The sequence below is a fragment of the Streptomyces kronopolitis genome (assembly GCF_050953795.1).
GTDB classification, from domain to species: domain Bacteria; phylum Actinomycetota; class Actinomycetes; order Streptomycetales; family Streptomycetaceae; genus Streptomyces; species Streptomyces kronopolitis_A.
Genome location: NZ_CP191850.1, coordinates 147,913 through 165,674 on the forward strand (window position 1 = coordinate 147,913; position 17,762 = coordinate 165,674).

General features: G+C 71.8%; 16 protein-coding genes and 1 pseudogene. 7 read left to right on the forward strand and 10 right to left on the reverse strand.

Annotation, left to right across the window (positions count from 1 at the left end; all coding sequences use genetic code 11):
• Position 1 precedes the first annotated feature (1 nt).
• The gene (locus ACQP17_RS00675; protein WP_433854393.1) at positions 2-1,402 is read right to left on the reverse strand and encodes a tetratricopeptide repeat protein; all 1,401 of its coding nucleotides are present in this window, start codon (positions 1,400-1,402) and stop codon (positions 2-4) included.
• Positions 1,403-1,627: 225 nt separating this feature from the next.
• On the opposite strand from ACQP17_RS00675, the gene ACQP17_RS00680 reads away from it, so the two are divergent.
• The 3 genes from ACQP17_RS00680 to ACQP17_RS00690 all read left to right on the forward strand — a co-directional run bounded on the left by ACQP17_RS00680 (position 1,628) and on the right by ACQP17_RS00690 (position 4,690).
• The gene (locus ACQP17_RS00680; RefSeq protein ID WP_433854394.1) at positions 1,628-3,298 is read left to right on the forward strand and encodes a purine-cytosine permease family protein; all 1,671 of its coding nucleotides are present in this window, start codon (positions 1,628-1,630) and stop codon (positions 3,296-3,298) included.
• Positions 3,299-3,576: 278 nt separating this feature from the next.
• Positions 3,577-3,816 (forward strand): chaplin, encoded by a 240-nt coding sequence (locus ACQP17_RS00685; RefSeq protein ID WP_433854395.1) that lies wholly within the window; start codon positions 3,577-3,579, stop codon positions 3,814-3,816.
• Between the two features lie 142 nt (positions 3,817-3,958).
• On the forward strand, positions 3,959-4,690 hold the full coding sequence (locus tag ACQP17_RS00690; protein ID WP_433854396.1) for a class I SAM-dependent methyltransferase: 732 nt from the start codon (positions 3,959-3,961) through the stop codon (positions 4,688-4,690).
• Positions 4,691-4,738: 48 nt separating this feature from the next.
• Here ACQP17_RS00690 and ACQP17_RS00695 read toward each other — a convergent pair whose 3' ends face one another.
• From ACQP17_RS00695 to ACQP17_RS00705, 3 genes are all read right to left on the reverse strand, one after another.
• A complete protein-coding gene (locus ACQP17_RS00695) occupies positions 4,739-5,653 on the reverse strand; it encodes a 4Fe-4S domain-containing protein (RefSeq protein WP_433854397.1) in 915 nt (304 codons plus the stop codon).
• Between the two features lie 216 nt (positions 5,654-5,869).
• Positions 5,870-6,340 (reverse strand): SRPBCC family protein, encoded by a 471-nt coding sequence (locus ACQP17_RS00700; RefSeq protein ID WP_433854398.1) that lies wholly within the window; start codon positions 6,338-6,340, stop codon positions 5,870-5,872.
• Positions 6,337-7,095, reverse strand: a complete 759-nt coding sequence (locus tag ACQP17_RS00705) for an alpha/beta fold hydrolase (protein WP_433854399.1) — start codon at positions 7,093-7,095, stop codon at positions 6,337-6,339. Before ACQP17_RS00705 ends, ACQP17_RS00700 begins: the two co-directional genes overlap by 4 nt.
• A 63-nt stretch (positions 7,096-7,158) precedes the next feature.
• Between ACQP17_RS00705 and ACQP17_RS00710 the strand changes: the two genes are divergently transcribed.
• A complete protein-coding gene (locus tag ACQP17_RS00710; RefSeq protein ID WP_433854400.1) occupies positions 7,159-7,764 on the forward strand; it encodes a TetR/AcrR family transcriptional regulator in 606 nt (201 codons plus the stop codon).
• Here ACQP17_RS00710 and ACQP17_RS00715 read toward each other — a convergent pair.
• Entirely contained in the window at positions 7,761-8,444 is a 684-nt protein-coding gene (locus ACQP17_RS00715; protein ID WP_433854401.1) for a GNAT family N-acetyltransferase, read from the reverse strand. The genes ACQP17_RS00710 and ACQP17_RS00715 overlap by 4 nt on opposite strands.
• A gap of 282 nt (positions 8,445-8,726) precedes the next feature.
• On the opposite strand from ACQP17_RS00715, the gene ACQP17_RS00720 reads away from it, so the two are divergent.
• Positions 8,727-9,386 carry a hypothetical protein gene (locus ACQP17_RS00720; RefSeq protein WP_433854402.1) on the forward strand — a complete coding sequence of 220 codons (660 nt, stop codon included), beginning with the start codon at positions 8,727-8,729 and terminating at the stop codon, positions 9,384-9,386.
• A gap of 154 nt (positions 9,387-9,540) precedes the next feature.
• On the opposite strand, the gene ACQP17_RS00725 is transcribed toward ACQP17_RS00720, so the two are convergent.
• The 4 genes from ACQP17_RS00725 to ACQP17_RS00740 all read right to left on the reverse strand — a co-directional run bounded on the left by ACQP17_RS00725 (position 9,541) and on the right by ACQP17_RS00740 (position 13,378).
• A complete protein-coding gene (locus ACQP17_RS00725; protein ID WP_433854403.1) occupies positions 9,541-10,593 on the reverse strand; it encodes a cytochrome d ubiquinol oxidase subunit II in 1,053 nt (350 codons plus the stop codon).
• Positions 10,590-12,092, reverse strand: coding sequence for a cytochrome ubiquinol oxidase subunit I (locus tag ACQP17_RS00730; protein ID WP_433854404.1), 1,503 nt, complete (start codon positions 12,090-12,092; stop codon positions 10,590-10,592). The genes ACQP17_RS00725 and ACQP17_RS00730 overlap by 4 nt, the downstream gene beginning before the upstream one ends.
• 288 nt (positions 12,093-12,380) lie before the next feature.
• Complete coding sequence (locus ACQP17_RS00735) at positions 12,381-12,794, reverse strand: DUF1398 domain-containing protein (protein WP_433854405.1); 414 nt, start codon at positions 12,792-12,794, stop codon at positions 12,381-12,383.
• Between the two features lie 236 nt (positions 12,795-13,030).
• On the reverse strand, positions 13,031-13,378 hold the full coding sequence (locus ACQP17_RS00740; protein WP_433854406.1) for a hypothetical protein: 348 nt from the start codon (positions 13,376-13,378) through the stop codon (positions 13,031-13,033).
• Positions 13,379-14,163: 785 nt separating this feature from the next.
• Here ACQP17_RS00740 and ACQP17_RS00745 point away from each other — a divergent pair.
• Entirely contained in the window at positions 14,164-15,582 is a 1,419-nt protein-coding gene (locus ACQP17_RS00745; RefSeq protein ID WP_433859802.1) for an amino acid permease, read from the forward strand.
• A 166-nt stretch (positions 15,583-15,748) separates the two neighbouring features.
• On the forward strand, positions 15,749-17,089 hold the full coding sequence (locus ACQP17_RS00750; protein WP_433854407.1) for a M64 family metallopeptidase: 1,341 nt from the start codon (positions 15,749-15,751) through the stop codon (positions 17,087-17,089).
• A 78-nt stretch (positions 17,090-17,167) separates the two neighbouring features.
• Here the strand turns inward: ACQP17_RS00750 and ACQP17_RS00755 are convergent.
• A pseudogene (locus tag ACQP17_RS00755) lies at positions 17,168-17,725 on the reverse strand (class I SAM-dependent methyltransferase).
• Between the last annotated feature and the right edge of the window lie 37 nt (positions 17,726-17,762).

Here is a 17,762-nt window from a genome sequence, read left to right on the forward strand (position 1 = left end):
CTCAGGCGCGGCCGGACGCCTGCGCCGCGGCGCGCTCCCGGGCGGCCGCGGCCCGCGCCGGGTCGCCGAACCGCTCCTCCAGCCGCGCCTTGGCGGACCAGTTGTACGGGCACAGCGGGCGCAGCCGGCTCCGTTCGCTGAGCAGGGTCCGGGCCAGCTCGGTGCGGCCCGCGCGCAGGGCGGCCTCGACGAGGGTGCGCTGGATGGCGTCGCGCTGGGCGTGGCTGCCGCCGAACTCGTGCAGCCGGTGGCGGACGGGCAGCAGCAGATCGACGGCCCGGGCGGGCTCCCGCCGCCCGTAGGCGATCAGGGCACGGCACACGGGCAGACCGATCACGGCCGTCATGGCCCGGTTGTCGACGGTCGGCTCCCCCACGAGCCAGTCCTCCCGCTCCTGGACCAGGCGCTCGGCGCGGGAGACCCGGCCCGCCCCCACATAGGCCATGACCGCGTGGGCGTCGTTGAAGGCGTAATGGGGACCGTCGTCGCGGCGCTCCCAGGCGTCCGCGAGGCGGGCCCACCGTGCGCTCTGTTCCCCCTCGGCCAGATACAGGCGCCACAACAGGGCCGCGGCGTCGAGGAGTTCCATCGCCACCCCTGCCGAACCCTCGTGGTGGAGGGCTGCGTCGTAGATCTCCAGCACCCGGTCGGTGTCGCCGGACTCCAGGGCGTAGAGGGCGTAGTGCCACCAGTTGTGGACGGTGAGCAGGCTGCCGCTCGCCCAGTCCTCCTTGCGGGCGTCGAGAAAACGGATGCCGTCCGTGAAGCGTCCCCGCATCTCGTAGGTGTGCACCACGCCGTGGATGCCCCATACGTCGCCGGGATGCCGGTCGAGGGCCGCCAGACCGACCTCCTCGGCGTGTGCGTAGTGGCCGGACTCCTCCAGGCCGAACGCGTACATGCCCAGCAGCGGGCCCTGGTGCGGATCGTCGTGCGGCCAGGCGTCCAGTGCGCCGCCGATGCGGTCGCGCAGGCGCTGGGCGTCCCCGGTGAGGAAGTCGTGCTGGTGTCCGGCGAAGAGCGCCAGCGCATCGCGCGGGAAGGCGATGCCGATCTCACCGAGGATGTTGCCGGCACCGTGCAGGTCGCCGTCCAGCCATGCCGTCGCGGCGGCGAGGTGCATCCGCTCCCGGGGAGTGAGGTCCTCGGTGTCCAGACCGGAACGGAAGCGGCCCAAGCCCTCCCGGGCCACCGCCGCGTCCTTCTCCTCGGTCCCCAACACGCCCAGATACGCGGCCAGCACCTGCCCCATCACCGACCGCGGCGCGGCGTCCAGCACCGACCGTGCCGACTCCGCGACCCGGGGCCGGAAGAACAGCAGGTCGTCCAGGGCCTGTTCGTAAGGGGCCACCGCCTCGGGGCCGGTGTGGCTCATCGGGTGTCCGTGTCGGTCCGCTGTCATCCTGACTCCTGCGGGTGGGGTACGGGGGGTCCATCGGGGGTGCCGGCCGGTGCACCCCGTCGCATGTGCCGCTGGATCCCTATCGTTACCCACTCGGCGGCGGGAAAGACGGAGCCGCCGCGCCGCTGACGCCTCCCGGGGGTGTTTCGCTCCGCGCCCCGGCGGAAACACCCGCTTCATCTGCGATGACCGCACGGGAAACACGCCCTGCCTACTGTCCCGGCCATGAACTTTGGACCGGATTCGGTGACAGCCCCCGACCGCAGCCGGCGGCCCCCGCAGGCCGCGGCACCCGCCGACAGAGCCGTCAACGAAACCCTGGAGGACTACACCCTCCGGTTCGCGCCGCGCAGTTACCGCCGCTGGACACCGATGGTGGTGGCGACCACCGCGCTCGGCGGCATCGCGTACCTGGCCGACTTCTCGATCGGGGCCGGCATCGGCCTGACCCACGGCACCGCGAACGCGCTGACCGCGATCCTGGTCGCCGCCGTGGTCATCTTCGTCACCGGCTTCCCGCTCGCCTACTACGGGGCGCGCTACAACATCGATCTGGACCTGATCACCCGGGGCTCCGGCTTCGGCTATTACGGGTCGGTCCTGACCAGCGTCATCTTCGCCAGCTTCACCTTCATCTTCTTCGCCCTCGAAGGCTCGATCATGGCGCAGGGCCTGAAGCTGGGTCTCGGCCTGCCCTTGTGGCTGGGGTATGCGGTCTCGACCTGCATGGTGATCCCGCTGGTCATCTACGGCATGAAGGCACTGAGCAAGCTTCAGGTCTGGACGACGCCCCTGTGGTTGCTGCTGATGGTCGGGCCACTGCTGTATCTCGTCCTCACCGACCCCGGCACGGTGCACACGTTCCTGTCGTATACGGGCTCCCGCGGCGGCAGCGGCATCAACGCCGCCTCGGTGCTGCTGGGTGCGGGCGTCTGTCTGTCCCTGATCGCGCAGATCGGCGAACAGGTCGACTATCTGCGCTTCATGCCGCCCAGGACGGAGCGGAACCGGCGCGCCTGGTGGACCGCGGTGGTGCTGGCGGGGCCCGGGTGGGTGGTGTTCGGCGCGCTCAAGCAGGCCATCGGTGTCTTCCTCGCCGTCTACCTGATCGCCGCCGCGGGCCCGGACGCGGCCACCGAGCCGATCCACCAGTTCACCGGCGCCTTCGCGGCCATGATGCCCTCCTGGCTGGTCATCCCGCTGGCCGTGGTCCTGGTGGTGATCAGCCAGATCAAGATCAACGTGACCAACGCCTATTCGGGCTCGCTGGCCTGGACGAACTCGTTCACCCGGGTCACCAGGCGCTATCCGGGCCGCATGGTGTTCGTCCTCGCCAACCTGGCCTGTGCGCTGGTGCTGATGGAGGCGGACATGTTCCGCTTCCTCAACGCCGTCCTCGGCTTCTACTCCAACTGCGCCATCGCCTGGATCGTGACCGTCGCCACCGACATCATGGTGAACAAGTACCTGCTCAAACTCTCCCCGCGGGTCCCCGAGTTCCGCCGCGGCATGCTCCATGCGATCAACCCCGTCGGCGTGGTGTCCTTCACCGCCGCTTCGGGCCTGTCGATCGCCCTGTACTTCCATGCGCTGGGGGACGCGCTCCAGCCGTACTCACCCGTCGCGGCCGGACTGATCGCCTTCGTGCTGACCCCGCTGATGGCCGTCTTGACCAAGGGCCGCTTCTACCTGCGGCGCACCACGGACGGGGTCGACACCCCGCTGCTGGACGCGGACGGCAACCCCAGTGCGGTCACGTTCACCTGCCATGTGTGCCGCCAGGAGTTCGAGCGCCCCGACCTCACTGCCTGCCTCCGCCATGACGAGGTCGTCTGCTCCCTGTGCCTGAGCACCGACCGGAGCGGCACCCATGTGCTGCCCGCGGCACCGGCCTGACACCGGGACGGCGTCCGGCCCCACCGGGGCAGCGGCGGCGGGACGGGCCGGACGAACTCCGTCCGCCACCGCGCCCGTTGTCCCCGACCGTGTCCGCCCGGGCCGTCAACACGGTCGCCCCTCTCACCTAAAAGTCTGCTCCTCGGGCGTGTCGTCCGTGGACCGGGAGCCGGCGGGGAACGACAGCCTTGTCAGGGCGGCACACAGCCGTGGCGCCGGTGCCTCCAGGGGCCCGGCGCCAGGGGCCGCCTCTCCTCCACCAGTAGGGAGACGGATCGATGGCTCAGCGGATCAAGAGCGTCCTCGTCACTGCGGGCGCCTGCGGCCTCGTCCTCGGCGGTGCCGGTCTGGCCACCGCCGACAGCGGCGCCGCGGGGACGACCTCCGACTCACCGGGCATCGTGTCCGGCAACACCATCCAGATCCCTCTCCACATCCCCGTCAACCTCTGCAACAACACCATCAGCGTCATCGGGGCTCTCAACCCCGCTTTCGGTACGCCCTGCTTCGGCGGCTGACACCCGGCGGACAGGTGTCGGCCGGGGCCTTCGCCGGCCTCGGCACCGTGCCGTCCGAAGAGAACCCGGCCCCCGGTGACGCCACCGGGGGCCAGGTCATGCCGGGGGCCGCGCGGAACGGCCCGCCTCTATGCTGAGGACGATGTTCGCACCCCAGGGCCCCACACTCCGTGAACTCGCCGTCCAGGCGCTGTCCTCCGTCGAGCGGGGATACGACCTGCTCGCCCCGAAGTTCGACCGCACGCCGTTCCGGACCCCCCAGGCGGTGCTCGCCCCGGTGACCCGGGCGCTGCGCGCGCTCGGCCCGTTCGACAGCGGTCTCGACCTGTGCTGCGGTACCGGCGCCGGGATGGACGTACTCCGTCAGGTCTGCCGCGAGCGGGTCACCGGCGTCGACCTCAGCGCGGGCATGCTCGCCGCCGGCCGGGAGCGTACGGGGACGGCGACGACCGCACCGCGCGTCGAGTGGGTGCGGGCCGATGCCCTGGCCCTGCCCTTCGGACCGGACTTCGACCTCGCGGTGAGCTTCGGTGCGTTCGGGCACTTCCTGCCCCGGGAGCGGCCGCAGCTGTTCGCGCAGGTCCACTCCGTACTGCGCCCCGGCGGCCGGTTCGTCTTCCCGATCGTGGCGCCCGCCCGGCCGGGGTCACGGGCCTACTGGACGCTGCTGGCCTTCGACGCCGCGATGCGGGTCCGCAACGCCCTGTGGCACCCGAGCTTCGTCATGTACTACCGGACGTTCCGGCTCACCGAGGTACGTGCGGAACTGGCCCGGGCCGGGTTCACCGTGGAGTTGCACGCGCTGCCGGAGCTCGGCCGGCGCCCGGACGGCAGCCCGCGGTGCCGGCTGGTGGTGGCCACCCGCACCCCGTGACCGCGCCGGAGCGCCGCCCGTGCGTGGGGCCCGGCCGGGGCCGTACGGTCACCAGCGCACCGCGGTGAAGTCCACGGGCTGCGGCCTCAGCTGCGCGGTACGGGCCGCCAGCCCGGCGAGGCGGCGGGCCATGTCGGCCGCGGGGAGGCGCTTGCGGTCGCCGTGGCCGGGCAGCACCCACTCGAAGCGCAGCCGAGGGGCCGTCCGGGCCAGGGAGGCGGCCAGTTCCACGATCGAGTACCAGGTGACGGAGGCGGCGACTTCGAGGTCCCCGGTGCCGCGCGACCAGTAGAAGCTGTCCCCGCTGAAGCAGTACCGCTCATCGGCGAGGTAGAGCACGCTGCCGCGGGTATGGCCGGGGAGCGGGAACGCCATGACGCCCGGGCCGATCTCGATGGGGTCGGTGCCCCGCAGGACGCGGTCCGCGTCCGGTGCGGCGTCGAGGTCTCCCTCGTGGATCCACAGCCGGGCGCCGAACCGGTCGGCGTAGCGGCGGCCGTGGGCGGCGTGGTCCCGGTGGGTGAGCAGGACATCGGTGACCGGGCCCGACGACTCGTACCGGGTGGCCAGTTCTTCGCTCCAGCGGGGCGTGTCGATCATCATCGTGGTGCCGGCGCCACGGCGCAGCAGGAAGGCGTTGGCGCCGGCGGTCCGGCGGGAGTTGTGTCCGCACAGCAGGACGGTGTCGTCCAGGGCGAGGGGAAAGGGGTCGAGGTCGGGGGTGAGGGGTCGCGCTCCGTGATGGATGGACCGGGTGTGGCAGGCGAAGGCGGCCGCCGCCAGCTGCCGGACCTCCGCGTCGTTGTGCGGCTGCCGGGTCACTTCCGCGCGCCCGTTGCTCTCGGTGATCACGTCGGGGGCGAGCTGCCGGGCGACATCGCAGTTGGTGCAGCGCGCGTCGACGTACCAGCCCTCGCCGGTCTCCTCGTCCGGTGCGGTGTCGGGTAACAGGTCGTTCGTCATGGCGGGTCCTCCCGGTCGGTCGGCAGATTGGGGTGGGCGCCCGTGGTGTGCCGTCTTCAGGAGTACCCCGCCGTGGTCAGAAAGCGGAAGACCGGCCGGATCTTGCGCTTCGGGGACGGAACGTCTCTCTCGGCCGCTCGATCGGGCCGGGGCACAGGGGGCTCACCGGGGCCCGGCCCCGCCGATTTCGTACGGCGGGGCCGGGTCCCGGACGGTTCAGGCGGCCGCCCGGAGCGCGGCGGAGAGCCGGTGGAGGGTCGCCCGCATGGCGGCGCGATTGCGTGCGGCACGCCGGGCGGCCGGCGTGCCGGTGAAGACCAGCCCGAGCAGTTCGGCGACCCGGCCGCGCACTCCGCCGCGGCGGTGATCGACCCAGTACTCGGTGACCAGGGTCCCCTCCTCCGCCGGGGTCAGGCGGTAGCCCCAGCGCGCCACCGGCAGGCCGAAGGTGGTGACATCGAAGGCGAACTCCCGCTCCGGGTCGGCGACGACGATCCGGCACGTGGTGAACCAGATCCAGCAGGCCTTGCGGTTGAAGCCGACGAAGCGCGCGCCGCGCGGCCACACGCCGATGACCTCCGGGCTCCACTCCGTCATCCGCCGGACGTCCGCCAGGGCCGCGTAGACGGTCCGCGGCGGGTGGGGGATCTCCAGGGACTGCTGCACGCTCCACTCCCGGGCGCTCACCGCAGGCCTCCCGGCGCCGCTGCGGCGGTGGTCCGCGATGCCACGGCGACCGCCGCGGCATCACGGACCAGCGCGGCGAGGGCCCCGGTGTCGGCGAGGCCGGTGAGGTGTCCGCACCGGGGCAGCAGGAGCAGCCGGCCGTTGCGACAGGCCGCGAGGAACTGCCGTTCGTCGCGGCGGAAATGGTCGCGTTCGCCGTTGACCAGCCAGACCGGGCCCGGATACGCGGAGAGCGAGGCGAGAATGTCCGTCTCGCACACGGCGGTGAGGACGCTCGACGCGTTCCCGGAGCTGAGCCCCCCGGCGACCAGGGCCTCCCCCGCCGGTCCGGGGAGTGCGCGACGGAAGGCGAAGGCGCTGAGCCGGTCGGCCCCTCGGGGGTGTCGGGCCGCCAGCCGGCCCGCTCCCCGGTAGGCGGCGGCGAACAGACCGCTCGGCCGGGTGGAGCAGCCCATCGCGACGAGGCCGAGGACCCGTTCGGGGTGCGCCGCGGCGGTCGCCGTGGCGACGAAGCCGCCCAGGGACAGCCCCACCAGCAGCGCCCGGCCGCCCAATTGGTCGATCGCGTCGACGACCGCCGCCACCGCGCCGGCCATGCTGAAGGGTTCACCACGCCGGCTGCCGTGCCCGGGCAGGTCGGGCGCGGCGGTGGGATGGTCTTTTCCGATGGCTTGCATCACGGGTCGCCACATCGTGCCGCTCACGCGCAGACCGTGCACGAAGACGATGGGCAGCCCGGCTTCAGAGGACTCCATGGCCGGCACGCTACCCGAAATGCAACGCAACGTTGCGTTGTTTTCGATGCTAGCCTCGGTCCCATGAGCGAGGAGCGGCAGGGAAGTACGCGGCGGAGCAGCGGCCCACGGAAGGCGCAGGAGATCTTCGACGCCACCCTGGAGCTGCTCGCGGAGAAGGGCTACGAGGGCCTGACGATCGAGGGCGCCGCCCAGCGTTCCGGCGTCAACAAGACGACGATCTACCGCTGGTGGCCGTCCAAGGGGGCCCTGCTGGGCGCCGCACTCCTCGGCGCCCGCCGGCTCGACCTCGCGCCGCCCGACACCGGAAGCCTCCAAGGAGACCTGGAGGCTCTGCTGCACACGATCACCACGCTCCTCACCACACCCCCGGCCTCCGGGATCGCGGTCTCCGTCCTGGGCGCCGCGACGCACAGCGCCGAACTCGCCGCCCATGTGAAGGACTTCTTCGCCGACCGGATGGCCCGCGAAGCCCCCCTCTTCACCCGGGCCGTGGCACGCGGCGAACTCGCGGCGGACACCGACCCGGTGCTCCTGGTGGACCTGCTGGCCGGAGCCGCCTGGGTCCGCGTCGTACTTCGCCAGCTCCCGCCGGAGAGGGACTTCGTGACGCGCGCCGTACGCACGGTCCTGGACGGCGCGCGCGGCACCGCCCGAACGCGACCCTAACCGGCTTCCGGTGCGGCAGGGGCGAAGTCGTACACGGCCCAGTCGGCGATCGGGCGGTATCCGATGCGCTGGTAGAGGGCGTTGCTGGTGGGGTTGGCCGGGTCCGCGTACAGCACGACATCGGTGGCGCCCGCGGCCAGCGCGGCCCGGCTCACCTCGACCGTCACGGCGCCCGCGTAGCCGCGGCCCCGGAGGTGAGCCGGGGTGTGGACCGGGTCCACCCGGACCATGCCGCCGACCATCGACGTCGAGCCCGCCATCGAGACCGGAGTGCCGTCCGGGGTCTCCCAGAAGGTGAAGCGCTTGTCGGCGAAGCGCGTGCCGGCCCAGGAATCGGCGTCCACGATGACGGCTTCCCCGACGTCCGCGGCGAACTCGCGGACCCAGCGCATGAGGTGCTCATGGTCCCGTCCGCCCACGAGCCGGGCCCGGCCCCCCGGGTGGGGCGCGGGCGGGGTGAGGGTGCCGAGGCGGTACAGGCGGAGCCGGTCGCGCAGGGTGGGGGTGGCGCCGGTACGCCGCCGCCAGGCCTCGGCGAAGGCGGTGGCGGTCGCGTGGTCCGCACTGACGTAGGGGAGGGCGAGCCCGAGGGCGGCCAGTTGGCCGGCGAGGGCGTCGGCGGGCTCGGGGGTGAGGCGGGTGAGGCTCAGGCCGCGGATGAGACAGAAGGCGGCATGCACCTGCCGGGGAAGTCACCTCCCGGACCGGAGGGGCTCGAAACCGCCTCCTGCGGCGCCATCCGACGGCCCGCCGAACTCCACCCGGCTGACCTGAGGTTACCTCCGGTACGACGCCATAACGCAGCCGTTCGATCATCAACTACAACTTTGCCAAGTATTGGTGTAGTTGACGCAGATTTCACTCCAGGCTCAGAGACAACAGCGGCGAACTCCCCCTATGTACGGGCTCGTCGCTTCCACAAGGCTGGGCGAGAGGCAAACAGCAAGATGACGTACAACAGAGTGACCCGTCGCGGAGGCCGGCTGATGGCGCTGACCGCGGCGTCACTGGGCCTGGTCGCGGCGATGGCCGGGCCGGCCGTCGCGGACGACGGTCCCACCCGCGAGCAGCTCAAGGCGGACTGCGCGTCCGGCGCGGGCAAGTGCAGCTTCAACGAGCCGGTGCTCGGCAAGGCGTTCCTCGGCGACTTCCGTCAGGTCTCCAACTCGCTCTACAACTGCAGCACCTCGGATGCCACGCAGTCGATGGGCTGGTCGGACACCGTGGGCTCCACGGACTCCGCCGGTGTCTCCGTCACGGCCGGCGGAAACATCGCCGGTCTGATCGACCTGAGCGTCACCGCGACCTACAGCCACACCTGGTCCAGCTCGCACACCGAGAACAGCTCCCTGAACATGACGGTCAAGCCCGGCGAGGTGGGCTGGATATCCCGTGCACAGGTGATGCAGACCGTCTCCGGCACCTGGCAGACGCACTACGACAGCCCCAAGTGGGACCACTACTACTGGTTCGTGCCGGACAAGGTCACCGGCCCCGCGCCCAACGGGACGGACGGCCGCAGCAACGCCGTGACCGTCAAGACCCGCAAGATGACGGCCACGGAGAAGAAGTCCTGCGCGTCGGGCGTGAAGAAGGGGCTCGCCTTCGTGGTGAAGCACTGACCACGAGCGAGGGAAGCGGCTGAACGGGCGCGCGGCGACGTGCGTCCGGCAGGGGCGGTGTGAGCGCTCCACCGGCCGCGGTGCCTCCCGGCTCCCCGTGGGCCGGGAGGCACTCCCCGTACGGAACGAGCCGCTGCCGCCCCCTCTCCCCCGGTCACGCGCGCCCCTCCGGATCCTCGCGGTCGGGCGCGGTGCGCAGGTCGGCGTCGGAGAGCGCCTCCAGTTCGCCGTGGGTGTCCAGCCAGTACAGCAGGACCACGGCCGGGCAGACGAGCAGTACGGCCACGAGGGTGACCAGACCGAGCCAGCGCAAACTGCTGGCGCCCGCGGCGGCGTCGGCGACGGTCAGCGAGGTGGGGATGAGATACGGGCGCTGGGCGGCGCCCCAGGCGAGGACGGCCGCCGCGACCACGCCGACGGCGGTGACCCGGGACCAGGCACCGGACCGCCACAGCAGGAGCAGCCCGGTGGCGAGGGAGCAGACTCCGGCCAGGATGACGAGGCCGAGGCCGAGGCCGTGGGTGAGTCCGTGCCAGACGTGCGGGGCGTCGGTCCGGGTGACGGTCAGCATGATCGCCGCGAGGACGGCGAGCGCGACCAGACTGCCCAGGGCCCGCCGCCGGAAGTAGCCGACCAGGTCCGGGGCTTCGAAGCGGACGGCGTCGCGCGCCAGGAAGACCGCGCCGAGGAAGGCGGTCGACACGATGGCGATCAGCCCGAAGAGGACGGATGTCGGGTTGGCCCAGGCATGGGCCGAGGCCTCCGTACCGGGGACCGCCCGCCCGGAGGCGATCCCGCCGACCGCCGCGCCGAAGAAGAACGGGGTGAGCAGCGAGGAGACCGCGAAGACGGCGCCGTAGAGGCGTCGCCCGGCGAGCCGGCGAAGGGGCTTGCGCAGGGCGAAGCCGGCGCCGCGGAGCACCAGACCGATGACGGCCAGGGCCAGCGGCAGCCACATCGCGGAGAACACCGTCTGGAAGAAGACCGGGAAGCCGGTCCACATGAGGACCAGGACGAAGACGAGCCAGACGTTGTTGACCTCCCATACGGGAGCCATGGCGTGGTCGATCAGCCAGCGGGGACGCCGCCCGCGCGTGGCGCCGCCGGCGGTCAGGTCCCAGAACCCGGCGCCGTAGTCCGTGCCCCCGGCGCAGGCGTAGGCGGCGACGGCCAGCAGCAGCACCACGGCGAGGACCGCGGGCATCATCGCCGCCCGCCCCCGTCCTGCCCTGATCCGGTGTCACCGGGAGGCGCGGGATCGTCGGGAGACGGCGCGTCATCGGTGGCCGCAGGACCGGCGGGGACGCGGGAGCGGGGCCCGTAGGGGGTGTCGGTCTCCGGCTCCCGACCCCGGTCCGCCGCCTGCCCGTCGGCGAGCCGCCAGCCCGCGCGCATCTTGAGCAGCACGGTGAGCAGCGATCCGAAGATGAACAGATACACCACGACCACCAGGCCCAGCATGATCCACAGGCTGGTGGACCGGGTCGCCGTCACCGCCTCGCCGACCCGCATGTGCCCGTAGACGATCCAGGGCTGGCGCCCCACCTCGGCGGTGATCCATCCGCATTCGACGGTGACGACGGAGGCGACGCCCGCGCAGGCCGCGGCGCGGAAGAACCACGGGGAGGCGGGCAGCCGGTGCCGCCGCAGCCGGCACCAGCCGTACCAGAGCGCGAGCAGGATCAGCAGGGAGCCGATGACGACCATGAGGTCGAAGGCCCAGTGGGCGATGGTCGCCTGGGTGGCCGTCGGCCGGTCGCTCGCGGGAACGGAGGTCAGTCCGCTCACCTTGGTGTCGGTGGTGAACCCCGCCAGGATGGAGTCGAATTGGGGGATCTTGATGCCGCCGGTGACGCTGCCGTCCGGGTGCAGCCGGCCGAAGATGTACTCCGGTACGCGGGTGTCGGTCCGCCAGACGATCTCCGTCGCGGCGAACTTCACCGGCTGCTTGTGGAAGACCGACCGGGCGAGGGAGTCCCCCAGCAGGAACTGCACGGGCGTGAACACCGCGGCGAGGGTGAAGGGCACGGTGAAGCCGAGCCGGTGGTAGCGGTCGCGGCGGCCGCGCAGCCAGCCCACCGCGTAGACCCCGGCGACGGTGTATCCGGCGGTGATCAGCATCGCCACGACGAAGTGCCAGAACTGCGGTCCGAACATCGGGGTGAAGATCGCCGCCCAGACCTGGACGTGCACGGGCCTGCCCTGGGCGTCGAGGGTGAACCCCTGGGGAGTGTTCATCCACGAGTTGGCCGCCAGGATGCCGAACGCGCCGAGCAGGGCGGCGGCCGGCAGCGGCAGCCCGAGCAGGAAGTGGGTGCGGGGTTTCAGCCGGCGCCAGCCGTAGAGGTAGATGGCGATCAGTACCGCTTCGAGGAAGAAGGCCCATGCCTCGACCCCGAATCCGATGCCGAAGACGCCGCCCCACTTGCCCATCAGGCCTGGCCAGAGCAGCCCGAACTCGAAGGACAGCACGGTGCCGGTGACCACGCCGACGGCGAACTGCACGGCCATGACCGCAGACCAGCGCCGGGCGAGGAGCAGGGCGACGGGGTCGTTGCGGCGCAGTCCGCGGCGGTGCATCACCAGGGTGATCAGCGGCAGCGCCACTCCGAACGGCACCAGGATGATGTGGCAGGCCAGGGTGAAGGCCATCAGCTCCCTGGCCGGGAGCAGTTGAGCCGGAGCGTCCGCCAGCAGTGGGACCATGGTGTGTGCGTGCCTCCGTGCCGTTGCTGCCCGGGACGCCGGGTAGCGCGGGCCACGCACCTCGGGGCCATTGCCTTGCGACGGCGACTACGGCGAATCGGCCGGTCGCGCCCGGCTCGTCACAGCATCACCGCCGGGCACGGGAGCGCACGTACCGATGGCCCGCGTTGCGCCGTTGGGCCGAGCATCTTCCCCCGGGCGGCGGAGCCGCGCTGCCGGGCGGCGGGTGGCCCGGCGCAGGTGCGGTGCTCGGCACGGTGGAGGGCCGGCGGCCGTCCCGGGTGCGCCTCAGAGGGAGACCGCCGCGTAGTTCTCCGTGTAGCTGTCGCCCTCGGCCCCGTAGTAGGTGCAGGTGCGCGCGTGGAGATCGACGTCGTACCAGAGCACACCGGCCTGCCAGCAGCCCCGGACGAACTCGGGGAACTCGGTCTCGCCGGCCTGGTCGGCGCGCAGCGCGTCGATCAGCGCGGCACGGTCGAACGGCGGGGCCTCGACCGGGCCGGTGCACAGCGGCTCCTCCTGGACCACGACGGGTCCGGAGGCGGTGAGGTAGAGCATGGCGTTCGACGGGACGGCCATCCGGCAGCGGCTGATGCCGGCCTGGCGCAGCACTTCGGCGAGGTAGGGGAAGCCGCCGACCTTCGGCCGTACGGCGGTCGCCCGCTCCAGGGCCGCCCGCAGGGTGGTCAGGGCAGCGCTCATGGCGATCTCCGCAGGCTCGGGGGGTGCGTGCGCGGCGGGTGGGGACCTCGCCGCATGACAATAGATTTCCATACTGGCATCATATTGTCAAGTGTTCGCTCGGCGAGGTGACCCACTGGTTGCGGGCGGGTGCGCGCCGCGGCCGCACGCACACCGGTCCGGGGGCGGCAATCCCTGCTTGCCGCCCCCGGACCGGTGGGACCGTTACGCCTGCCGCGCCTCAGCCCGTCACGGCGCTACGCCGTCTCGTGCGCGTGGGTTCCGTTGATCTTCTCGATCGCCTGCCGGGCCTGCTCCTGGGGGGAGCGGGTGGGCAGGGGCGACACCGTCGTGGAGGTCATGGCGGGCTGGGCCCGCTCCTGGGCGACCGTCTTCGCATGGTTGGGCTGGGCGGCCGGCGGACGTATCCGCAGCCGCTGGCCGGCGGCCTCGTCCAGGGTCACCGGGCGCTTCCACCGGGCCGCGAGCCGGGCGGCGTCCTGACCGAGCGCGGCGACGTCCTCCCACTGCAGGCGAACCACCAAGGAGAGCTCGGCGTCTCCGTCCGGCAGGGCCTGGATCGGCGGGATACCGGGGTGAGTCATGGTGTCCTCCTCGCATCGTGGATCAGCGCCTGTGGGGCACGGACACCGAAAGATACGGAGTCACACCCGGCGCCGTTCAATACCTGTCACGAGAAGGCAAAAGCGGGCGAGGACTCGCCCGCTTCACGTATCCGTACTCCGGTGACCGTTCAGCTGGGCCACCAGCCCTTACCGGCCGGCGGTCGGCCCTTCGAGTCGACCGCCGGGCTCATGAGTCGGCTACCGGGCCCTGACGAGCCGGACGGTCACTGCCCCCGCGGCGCCGACGGTCCCGAGGGTCCCGACGGCACGTAATGGTTGATCAGATTCGCGTCGTGCCGGGGCTGCGTGCGATGCGACTCGGGGTGATCGTGCCGCGTTCCCCCACCCCACAACGACCTCTTCAACAGGTATGCCAGGCGCGCCACTTGCTGCTTCATCGGAGCCTCCTTCTGGATCATCTCGGTCCTCCGGCACGCACCGTGCCGCGGACCACAGCCGAGTCTGTTCGGGTTCCCGTGGATGACCTTGGACAAACGGGAGGGCGCGAAACTCTTCGTCGAGGTGGATGGGGGTGGACAGGGGTGGCGGTGCCTCGCGCGGCCGGTCCGGTACCCCGCGCGGAGGACTCTGCCCGTCCCGCCCCCGACCTCCCCCGCCGGCCGGCTCCCGCGTTCCGCACAGCTACATGGGTGCGTCGTGCGGCCCGCATTGAGGTACGCGGGCGCGTCGTACGGCCCGCGCCGAGGCCGGCCGCTCACCCTGGATCACTCCGGCCCCGACGAGAGAGACCCTCCGTGACGCAGATGCCTCCGCCCTCCTCACCGCACCCCACCGGCCACCACGCCCCCGGCCCCGACTCCCCCGTCCCTGACGACGCCGGCCCGGCACAGCTCCACCGGGGGCTGCGGCCCCGCCATGTCCAGATGATCGCCATCGGCGGAACGATCGGGGTCGGGCTGTTCCTGGGCTCCGCCACGGCGATCCACAAGGCCGGGCCGGGGCTGCTGCTCAGCTACGCGGTCGCCGGAATCGTCATCTTCTTCGTGATGCGCGCCCTGGGTGAGCTGCTCGTGTACCGGCCGGTGTCCGGATCGTTCGCCACCTACGCCGAGGAGTTCATCGGCGACTGGGCCGGGTTCGCCACCGGCTGGAGCTACTGGCTGATGTGGGTGGTCACCGGCACCGCGGAGCTGACCGCTGCCGGGATCTACCTCCGTTACTGGTGGCCCGGGGTACCCCAGTGGCTACCAGGTCTGATCGCCCTGGCGGTGCTCGGTGTGGCCAATCTGCTGGCGGTCCGGCTGTTCGGGGAGTTCGAGTTCTGGTTCGCGCTCATCAAGGTGCTGACCATCGTCGTGCTGCTGCTCGTGGCGGCGGCCGTCCTCCTCTTCGGTTTCGGCCCGCTGGGGAAGACCGCCGCGCTGAGCAACCTCTGGACGCACGGCGGCTTCTTCCCGCACGGCATCGCCGGCCCGCTGCTCGCGATGCAGGTGGTCGTGTTCGCCTTCGTCGGGGTCGAGCTGCTCGGGGTGGCCGCCGGGGAGAGCAAGGACCCGGAGAAGACCCTGCCCAGCGCCGTGCGCCGGGTGGTCTGGCGGATCGCGCTGTTCTACCTCGGCGCCCTCACCGCGGTCATGGCGCTGGTCCCGTGGAACCAACTGAACCCGGATGTCAGCCCGTTCGTCCTGGTCTTCGCGAAGGTCGGGATTCCCGCGGCGGCCGGAGTGGTGAACATGGTGGTGCTCACCGCGGCGCTGTCCTCCTGCAACAGCGGGGTGTTCTCCACCGGCCGGATGCTCTTCACCCTGTCCCAAGACCGGCACGCGCCGGCCGTCTTCGGGAAGGTCAGCCGCCAGGGCGTACCCGCCGCGGGCATCGTCGCGTCCATGGCCGTCATGCTGCTGGGGGTGGCCGCGAACTACTTCGTGCCGAAGGAGGCGTTCGTGTACGTCACCAGTGTCGCGACCGTCGCCGCGGTCTTCACCTGGGGTGTCATCGCCTGGGCTCATCTGCGCTACCGGGCCGCGGTCCGCGCCGGACGGCTGCGGCAGGTCGCCTTCCGGATGCCGCTGGCCCCCGCGTCGAACTACTTCGTCCTCGCCTTCCTCGGCCTCGTTCTGGTCCTGCTCGGCTTCGACTCCGAGAGCAGGATCGCCCTGTACGTGGCTCCCATCTGGGCGGCGATCCTGCTGGCCGGCTTCCGCTTGTCCCGCCACGACTGACGCGACGGCACGAGGCCGGCTGCACACCCACCACGGCGAACTACCCACCTCCACTGAGCCACTTGGGCACCATCCGTTGCTCCGTGCCCCCGGAGCCTCTACGTTGAGCGCGCCTGCATTCGGCTTCGACCCGCCGCCCGTGCGGCGGGACCCGGGAGGAACCCCCATGCGCACCCACACCTCCAGACGCACTCCCCTACGCGGCGCGGCATCCGTCGGCGTCCTCGCGATGGCGGTGGCCGCCACCACGGTCACGGGAGCCGCCACGGCCACCGCCCGGAGCACCACGGCGGCAGCGGCGCCGCACGGTCAACGGACCCAGCAGGTCGAGTACTTCACCGGAGGGCCCTCCGCACACCCCCTCCATACCGCGGTCCCCGTCGCCGAGCCCCTCTCCCCCTCCGAGCGGACCGCGATCGCCGCCGACGGTGACGTCACCTCGATCGTGCAGAACGGCCCGGTCGGCAGCAAGCTCGACGTCGTCTTCATCGGCGACGGCTACACCGCGGCCCAGCAGGAGGACTTCCACGCGGACGTCCGCGCCAAGTGGGCCAAGATGAGCGCCGTCGAGCCCTACGCCTCCTACACCGGCCTGTTCAACGTCTGGGCCGTCGACGCCGTCTCCCACGACTCGGGTGTCTCCGGGGACCCGACGCAGGACGTGGTGCGGGACACCACCCTGAACTCCGCGTTCTTCTGCGACGGCACCGAGCGGCTGCTGTGCGTGGACACCAACAAGGTCGAGTCCTACGCCGCCAAGGCTCCGGCGGCCGACCTCGTCGTGGTGCTCTCGAACTCCACCAAGTACGGCGGCGCGGGCTACAACGACATCATCTCGCAGGTCGGCTACGACGGGATCGCCACCGCCTCCTCCGACAACGACCGGTCCGACCAGATCGCGGTGCACGAGACCGGTCACTCGCTCGGCAAGCTCGCCGACGAGTACGACGAGGGAGAGTCCGGGACCTACTCGGGCCCCGAGCCCGCCCAGGCCAATCTCAGCACGCTGTCCGCCGACCAGATGACCGCCCAGCAGCAGAAGTGGTACCGCTGGATGGGCCAGGAGTCACCGGACGGCGGCACGGTCGGCGCGTTCGAGGGCGGCGGCTACTACCCGCACGGGCTCAACCGCCCCACCGAGGACTCGATCATGCGGTCGCTCGGCCGGCAGTTCAACCTGCCCGGCCGCGAGGCGATGATCGCGGGCTTCTACCGCTGCGCGAGCGTGCTGAGCAGCCCGATCACCACCGACCGGGCAGTGCCGCGGGGCGCGCGCATCCGCATCGCCGTGCCCGCCTCCGCGCGGGTGAGGTGGTACGTCGACGGCCACGAGCGCCGCTCCGCACGCGGCCGGCACACCGTGGTCCCCCGAGCCCTCGGAGTACCTGCCGACGGCCGCACCCACCGGGTCACCGCCCGGGCCGCCGACCGCACGGACGCGGTCCGCGACCCCGCGATACGCAAGCTGATGTCGCGTTCGCTGACCTGGCGGGTCTCCACCTACTAGTGGACTGCCGCAGCCGGAGCCGGGCAGGCCCTGAGCCTGCCCGGCGCGGGATGCCTTCACGTCTCGGCGCGGCGGAACTCACGGTTTGTGGGTGACCCAGAGCAGTTCCGCCGGCCAGCGGTGTGCCCAGTCGGGTGGGTCGGTCTCGTTGTAGCCGTTGGGTGTTCCGGGTTCGGGCCGCGGCTCGATGAGGTCGTCGATGATGAGACCCGCGGCGCAAGACACGTGCGGCCTGCGGGACGGCCAGGTGCGGGGGCGCCCAGCTGAGCCCGCCGAAGTCGCAGAACACCAGGTCGAAGCTGTCGGCGGCGAAGGGGAGTCGTTCGGCGGCGCCTTGCACCAGCGGGTAGCGGGCCGCTCCCATCGCGCGGGCCGCTGCGGCGAGTTGAGCTTCGGACAGGTCGAGCCCGACCACGGTTGCGCCCTCGGCGGCGAGCGCCCTGGACCACTGGCCGGCGCCGCAGCCGAGTTCGAGGACGCGCTTGCCGGTGACGTCGCCGAGGGCGTGCAGGGCGCGTCGGGGAGGGAGTACATGCCCCACAGCCGGGGCGCCGCGCCGATTTGCGGGTCGTGTTTGTACTGGTAGGCGCTGCTGATCCGGTTCCAGAGCCACCGGTTGGCGGAGATGCTGTCCACGTGCCGACTCCAGCACCGCCCGCCGGGGCGGTCAACA